The 6,313-nt window shown below is 64.4% G+C and carries 9 protein-coding genes; 7 read left to right on the top strand and 2 right to left on the bottom strand.

Annotation, left to right across the window (positions count from 1 at the left end):
• From VJ604_RS14625 to hgcB, 3 genes are all read left to right on the top strand, one after another.
• A partial coding sequence (locus VJ604_RS14625; RefSeq protein WP_324083725.1) for a pyruvate kinase alpha/beta domain-containing protein occupies positions 1 to 318 on the top strand: 318 nt, incomplete at its 5' end.
• Positions 319 to 640: 322 nt separating this feature from the next.
• A complete protein-coding gene (gene hgcA, locus VJ604_RS14620; protein WP_324083723.1) occupies positions 641 to 1,807 on the top strand; it encodes a mercury methylation corrinoid protein HgcA in 1,167 nt (388 codons plus the stop codon).
• Between the two features lie 19 nt (positions 1,808 to 1,826).
• Entirely contained in the window at positions 1,827 to 2,120 is a 294-nt protein-coding gene (gene hgcB / locus VJ604_RS14615; RefSeq protein WP_324083721.1) for a mercury methylation ferredoxin HgcB, read from the top strand.
• 57 nt (positions 2,121 to 2,177) lie between these two features.
• Here hgcB and VJ604_RS14610 read toward each other — a convergent pair whose 3' ends face one another.
• Complete coding sequence (locus VJ604_RS14610) at positions 2,178 to 3,077, bottom strand: zinc dependent phospholipase C family protein (protein ID WP_324083719.1); 900 nt, start codon at positions 3,075 to 3,077, stop codon at positions 2,178 to 2,180.
• 177 nt (positions 3,078 to 3,254) lie between these two features.
• Here VJ604_RS14610 and VJ604_RS14605 point away from each other — a divergent pair, with 177 nt between their 5' ends.
• The 3 genes from VJ604_RS14605 to VJ604_RS14595 all read left to right on the top strand — a co-directional run bounded on the left by VJ604_RS14605 (position 3,255) and on the right by VJ604_RS14595 (position 4,195).
• Entirely contained in the window at positions 3,255 to 3,539 is a 285-nt protein-coding gene (locus tag VJ604_RS14605) for a DUF1540 domain-containing protein (RefSeq protein WP_324083717.1), read from the top strand.
• A gap of 149 nt (positions 3,540 to 3,688) precedes the next feature.
• Positions 3,689 to 3,877, top strand: coding sequence for a ferredoxin (locus tag VJ604_RS14600; RefSeq protein ID WP_324083714.1), 189 nt, complete (start codon positions 3,689 to 3,691; stop codon positions 3,875 to 3,877).
• A gap of 30 nt (positions 3,878 to 3,907) precedes the next feature.
• Positions 3,908 to 4,195 carry a hypothetical protein gene (locus VJ604_RS14595; protein ID WP_324083712.1) on the top strand — a complete coding sequence of 96 codons (288 nt, stop codon included), beginning with the start codon at positions 3,908 to 3,910 and terminating at the stop codon, positions 4,193 to 4,195.
• Positions 4,196 to 4,270: 75 nt separating this feature from the next.
• Here the strand turns inward: VJ604_RS14595 and VJ604_RS14590 are convergent, their stop codons facing one another.
• Positions 4,271 to 4,753: a ferritin-like domain-containing protein gene (locus VJ604_RS14590; protein WP_324083710.1), complete on the bottom strand. Its 483-nt coding sequence runs from the start codon at positions 4,751 to 4,753 to the stop codon at positions 4,271 to 4,273.
• A gap of 231 nt (positions 4,754 to 4,984) precedes the next feature.
• Here VJ604_RS14590 and VJ604_RS14585 point away from each other — a divergent pair.
• Positions 4,985 to 6,313, top strand: a 1,329-nt coding sequence (locus VJ604_RS14585; protein ID WP_324083707.1) for a glycerol-3-phosphate dehydrogenase/oxidase, incomplete at its 3' end; no start/stop codon positions are given.

The raw sequence follows: 6,313 nt of genomic DNA, 5'->3' as shown, positions 1-6,313 counted from the left end.
ACCCAGACCGGCTCCACCGCCGCCTTGGTCTCCAAGTACCGGCCGCACGTGCCTATCATCGCGGTCACCCCCCATCAGAAGGTCCGCCGCAGGATGGCCCTCTACGCCGGTGTCCATTCCCTCAGGGTTGACATCGAGGGGGACACCGAGGCACAGATCCGCTCGGTGGAGGAGTCCGTGTTGGCTACCGGCGCCTTTAAGACGGGAGAGCTGGTGGTCATCACCATGGGGAGTCCGTTGTCGTCGCCAGGCACCACCAACCTGCTGAAGATCCACCGGCTGGGCCAACCGGGGGGCGGCGTGCCGTCCAACTCATAGGCCGGCTCCAGTCGCTCGTCTGTATGAGAGTTGCTCCCATTTATGAAGGTGTCGGGCAATTTCCCGCCGACTCAAAAGATCGTCTCTCGTCCGAGGTCCCCTCTCCCGAAGGGGGAGGGTTAGGGAGGGGGAACCACGCCACGGTTGCCAGCAGTGCCTCCCCGCCGCACCCTCCCTTCCTAAGGAGGAGCGGCCCGGGAGGCGGCCTTCGCCTGATACCTCCGGTCGCTGTTGACTATATTCAATATTTCCTATATATTCTCACCCATCACCCTGTGACACCGTGCCGCTCCCCGCTGACCCACAACGAGCATTGGACCTCATGGAAAAAGAAAAGCCCCTCAAGATCAGGCAATTCAAGAAGATCGAAGTCGCCAAGCCCAAGGTGACGGCCGGCGGCTGCGCCCCCTCCGCCGACCCCGACGCTCCCCCCTGCTGAGGACCGCGCACCTCCGCCGGCGGCGGAGAGATAGACGAAAAGGTCCCCGGTTTCCTGCGCTGGTACCGGACGGCCAACCCGAAGGTCCCGCAGGTGAGCTCCTCCCTGCTCCTCGCCGACCGGCTGGGAACCTGGAAGGTCCGCTGGGGGATCAACCGGATGCACTACCTGGTGCCGCCGGGGCTCTACGCGCTGGGTGAGCCCACCGCTGAAGCGCCGGTGGTGGTGACGGCCAACTACAAGATGAGCTTCGACCTGGTGCGGAGCGCGCTGTCCGGGCGCGACGTCTGGTTGCTGGTGCTGGAGACCTTCGGCATCAACGTCTGGTGCGCGGCCGGCAAGGGGACCTTCGGCACCGAGGAAGTGGTCAACAGGGTGACCAGCAGTGGCCTGGCCCGGGTGGTCAGCCACCGGCGGCTCATCCTGCCGATCCTCGGCGCTCCCGGCGTGGCCGCCCACGAGGTGCAAAGGCGGACCGGCTTCACGGTCTCTTACTGCTGTGTGCGCGCCGACCAGCTCCCCGAGTATCTCGACAACGGGCAGGTCACCACCGCCGCCATGCGGGAGCTCCGCTTCAACTGGTACGACCGCCTGGTGCTGATCCCCGTGGAGGTCATGCTGGTTCTTAAGAGCGTGGCCGTGATCGGGGCGGCGGTCTACCTGACCGCGGCCCTGCTGGTGGGGGACGGGGCCGCCCTGACCCCTCTGCTTGCCTACCTGGGAGCGGTCTTCACCGGCATCGCGCTGGCTCCGCTGCTCCTTCCGCTTTTGCCGACCAGAAGCTTCGCCATCAAGGGGGCCGTGGCCGGACTCGCCTACTGCGCCCTCCTCTATGCCCTGGCCGATGGAGCGCACTGGAGCCGGCCGGTGGCCCTGGCCGCCTGCCTGGCGCTGCCGGCGGTGAGCTCCTTCTACATGCTGAACTTCACCGGCTGTACCACCTACACCTCCCGTTCGGGCGTCAAGAAGGAGATGCGGTTGGCCATCCCTGCCATGGGGTGCGCCCTGCTGGCCGCGCTGGTGCTGGTCGTGGTGGGGAGGTTTCTGTGAGAAAGGGAGGTGAGGTCGGATGAAAGGTTTCAGGTATCTGCAGGGGGTGGCCACCCTGGAATTGGCCCAGGAGCGCTGCATCGGTTGCGGGCGCTGCCTGGAGGTCTGTCCGCACGAGGTCTTCCAACGGGAAGGGAAACGGGTGCGGCTGGCTGACCGGGACGCCTGCATGGAATGCGGGGCCTGCGCGCTGAACTGCCCGGTATCGGCGCTCAAGGTTGACGCCGGGGTGGGTTGCGCGACCGGTCTCATCAACGAGTGGTGCCGGGAGCGGAAGATCCCCGGCTTCGGCGGCGGGGGAAGTTGCGGGTAGCGGCGGATCTTCGCTCGGTAGACCCATCCTCACCCTGTCCCTCCCCTGTTACCCTTTTTACCCTTTGCCGTCTTTGGTCACTCCAGGCAGACCGGTGAGCAGGTTCGCTCCCGGCGGGGTGCTGAGCGCGGTCGCCAGGCTCCCGGCCTGCTCGATCCTCTCGAAGACCCGCACCGTTCGCTCCACCGTCTCCCGCGTCAGTTCCTCGATCCCCGAATCCCTCATCTCCCCGCTTTCCGGATGCCGCCACTTCGTCTTTGCGGTCGGGAATTTCCCCCCTCCCCATCTGCCACGCAGCGGATAGAAGAGATGCCGCTGTTCCCGGTACGGGGAGCCGAAGATCCGTGCCAGCAGCCTGACCGCGATCTTCCACAGGGTTCGGTCGTACATCGCCTGGAACCGGCAATGGAGCTCCAGGGCGCGCTCCAGGGCCGCCGGCGGCAGGGCCCCCTCCGGGTCGAACAGGTGCCCCGCCGCGCTCGCCATCACCTTGCGGGTCGCCGGGCAGAGCAGCCGGTCCAGCCTGCGCTGGCCGGGGGGAGTGGGCGATCTCAGGAAATGCAGGTCGATCGCGGTCTCGATCCGGTAGTGCTCGCCGATGCCCGCCTGGCCGCTGGCGGCGTAGACGTAGGGATGCAGCGAGACGTCGGCCTCCATGTGGCTGATCACCCCCAGCAGGCAGGAGAGCAACTCCGGCGGCAGCCCGTCCGGGAAGCGGCGCTCCACGGCGATCAGCGGCGCGTAGCTGTTGCCGGGTGCATCGTGGAAACGATGCCCCAGTTCGCGCGCCGTCGGGTGGAAGGGACCCTTGAAGATGTGGGCCAGGGTGTCGGGGAGCACGGCGCCCCCCAGGTAGGCCTTCTTGTGGCAGGCGATCACCTTGCGCAGCCTGCTCCCCTCCGGCAGCGCCTCCAGGGCACGCTCGGCCAGCATCCAGTGTGTTATTTCCTTCGGCATTTCGGTCCCAACCCCTCGATTCTCCAGGGGCTCATTGCCCCCTTCGCTGTTGCCAGCCGCGACAGTCTAAAGGAAACAGCCTCTCCGCGCAATCCCCTTGACTATCCGGTGGCAGCTGCTAAACCTTCTTTTAGCGAAAAGGGGACGGCACAAAGGAGATCGATAATGGAGAAGGACATGGTAAGGATTGTCTCGTGCGACGTGACCGATTGCTCCTACAACAAGCACAACGCTTGTCATACACTCGCCATCACGGTGGGCGGCCCCAACGACCCCTGCCCCAGCTGTGATACCTACATGCACGGCAACCAAAAAGGTGGCATTCCCGACATCCAGGGCGGCATCGGCGCCTGCAAGGTCGAGAAATGCACCTATAACCAGGCGCTGGAGTGCAGCGCCCCCAGCGTGAAAGTCGGCGTGCACCAGTCACACCCGGATTGCCTGACGTACAAAACGAGATAACGAGAACCGAGATAACTCTGTCAGCCGGTACATCCTGTTACATCCCCCTCAAAAACCGCCCCTTTCGCTTTTTCCGCCAAATCAGGGTTGCCGCCCACGTCGTATCCCCGCCTGACTCCGGCGGGGGAATCACCGCCAGGAGGTGCCGCATGGCACGCGAGGTAGAAGTAGATCAGGAAGTTTGCATAGGGTGCGGCCTGTGTGCCAGCATCGCCCCGGAGGTGTTCCGCTTGAACGACGGCGGCGTCTCGGAAGTGTACAACCAGTCCGGTGCCGAGGAGGACAAGATCCAGCAGGCCATCGACAGCTGTCCCGTCAGTTGCATCCACTGGCGCTAGTCCGCGTTCATCGAGCCAAAGGAGACAGTCATGAAATCGGGAATGAGGGAAGAGAGAGTGCGCGAACTGAGTGAGAGTTCCTATCTCATGCTGAGGGACAGCTACCGGATGGTGCAGGAGCTGAAGGGTATGGTGGATCGCTTCTACGGCAACTGCCTGACGGGCAAGGCCATGGACTTCGATACGCTCTCCGCCATCAGGCTCACCACCGACCGCCTGTACCAGGACATGGAGCGCTACCTGCGCCCCGAATGCGACCCGGACAGCGCCCATCCGGAGGCCATGACCGAGGCGTCCGCCGAAAAGGGGAGCCGCTAGCGGCCTATGGTTTCAGGGCACAAAAAAGCCCGCGCTCGCGCGGGCTTTTTTGTTGGTGCCTCTGCTGCCCGGGCTTCAGAGCTCGTGCAGGTTGCTGAACTCGGCCCAGGCAAGGTAGTTTCTGGGCCCCTCCACGAAGTCGTAGATGTTCTCCATGGTGGTCAGGTGCTTGCGTTCCTCCTCCGCCAGCATGAGCAGCCCCTTGCGGGTCGGCTCGTCCGGGGCCTTGGCGGCGAGGCTTTCGTAGAATTTGATCTCCTGCTCTTCCTCTTTGACCGTGAACCTGTAAAGGTCCGGGTCGCTCTCCTTCTCATTGAGCAGTTCCTGCTGGGTCATAAGCGGGTTGAAGCTGCAGGACGCGGCTTCCAGCCCGTCCATCTGGGCGTTGGCCGGGATGGAATTCCTCAATTTCATGAGGTTGTTGTGGTGATCTTGTTCCGAGGCGGCCAGCAACGAGAAGAGATTTTTCATCTCCGGCTGCCGGCTCTCTTTTTGGAGCCCTTGGTAGTACTTCACGGTTTCCGCTTCGATCTTGAGTGCGCAATCTAATACGTTCATGACGTTCCCCCTCTTCCCAAAACCGGGTCCAAAGACCGACTCCTGACAGTAACAGTATATCAAAAAAACAAATAGTTATAGCTGTGCGTTTTCACCTGGGGGCTGTGACAGTCTTTGTCGTATGGTTGAGACAGTAACGGCTACCATAAGATGTGCCCCGGTCTCCTTTGCCGTAGCGGTGACCGGCTCTATAATAGTAATCAGACAGGATAGATACGAACAGGAGCGCCGGTGAGAGAGCGGGAATCAGTACTACAACCTCTGCGACAGGGAACCACCTTCGATCTGCTGGTGATCGGCGGCGGCGCCACCGGTTGCGGAGTCGCCCTGGATGCGGCCAGCCGCGGGCTGAGTGTCGCCCTGGTGGAGAAGGGCGACTTCGGCTCCGGCACCAGCGCCAAGAGCAGCAAGCTGTTGCACGGCGGCGTCCGCTACCTGGAAAGGGCGCTGCTGGGGCTGGACCGCGCCAGTTTCAAACTGGTGAAGGACGCCCTGCACGAGAGGGGCGTCCTCTTGCGCATCGCCCCTCATCTCTGCCGCAGCCTCCCCTTCATCGTACCGCTTTACAGCTATCGCGATCTCGCCTACTTATCTGCTGGGCTCAAACTCTACGACTTGCTGGCCGGGGCCACCGGCATCGGTGCCAGCTCCCTGGTGGGGGCCGAGGAGGTGATCCGGCGCTTTCCCGCGGTGAGAAGGAGGGGACTCAAGGGGGGCGTCCTCTACTGGGACGGCCAGTTCGACGACGCCCGCATGAACCTGGCCCTGGCACTCACCGCGCTGGACAAGGGGGGGGCGCTGGCCAACTACCTGGAGGTGGTCGACTTCGTCCGGGAGGGCGAGGCTCTTTGCGGCGTGCAGGTCAGGGAGCGCTTTTCCGGCGAGGAGTGGGAGATCAGGGCCCGCTGCCTGGTCAACGCCTGCGGCCCCTCGGTGGACCTGGTCAGGCGGCTAGCCGATCCCGGCGCCAAGCCGCTTCTGCAGGTGAGCGCGGGGAGCCACCTGGTGCTCTCGCGGAACCTCACCCCCGGCGATACCGGCATGACCATCCCGCACACCCGCGATGGCAGGGTACTCTTCGTCCTTCCCTGGCACGGACGGACGCTGGTGGGCACCACCGACCGTCCCGCCTCGCCGGCCGCTTCCGCGCAGGCGACCGAAGAAGACGTGAACTACCTGCTCCGGCATCTGGAGCAGTACTTCGAACTGGGAGGGGCGGGGGGGGAGGATGCGGTGCTCTCCTCCTGGGCGGGGCTGAGGCCGCTGGTGGGGGACCCCGCCGCCTCCGACACCGCGAGGCTGCACCGGGACCACCTGATCGAACGCTCACCCTCGGGACTTCTCACCATCACCGGCGGGAAGTGGACCACCTATCGGAAGATGGCACAGGACACGGTGGACCAGGCGGTGCGGCTTGCGGGGCTCTTCCCTTTAAGGGAGTGCGTCACCGACCGCATCCCCCTGCACGGAGGGGAGGCCTTCCAGGCCGGCGGGGAGGAGGTGCTCGCCGAGCGCTACCGCCTGCAGCCTGACTGCGCCTCGCACCTGCACCACTCTTAC

This window comes from Geomonas sp. (assembly GCF_035254065.1).
Taxonomy (GTDB): Bacteria; Desulfobacterota; Desulfuromonadia; order Geobacterales; family Geobacteraceae; genus Geomonas.
This window is presented reverse-complemented; position numbering and strand designations above follow the sequence as displayed.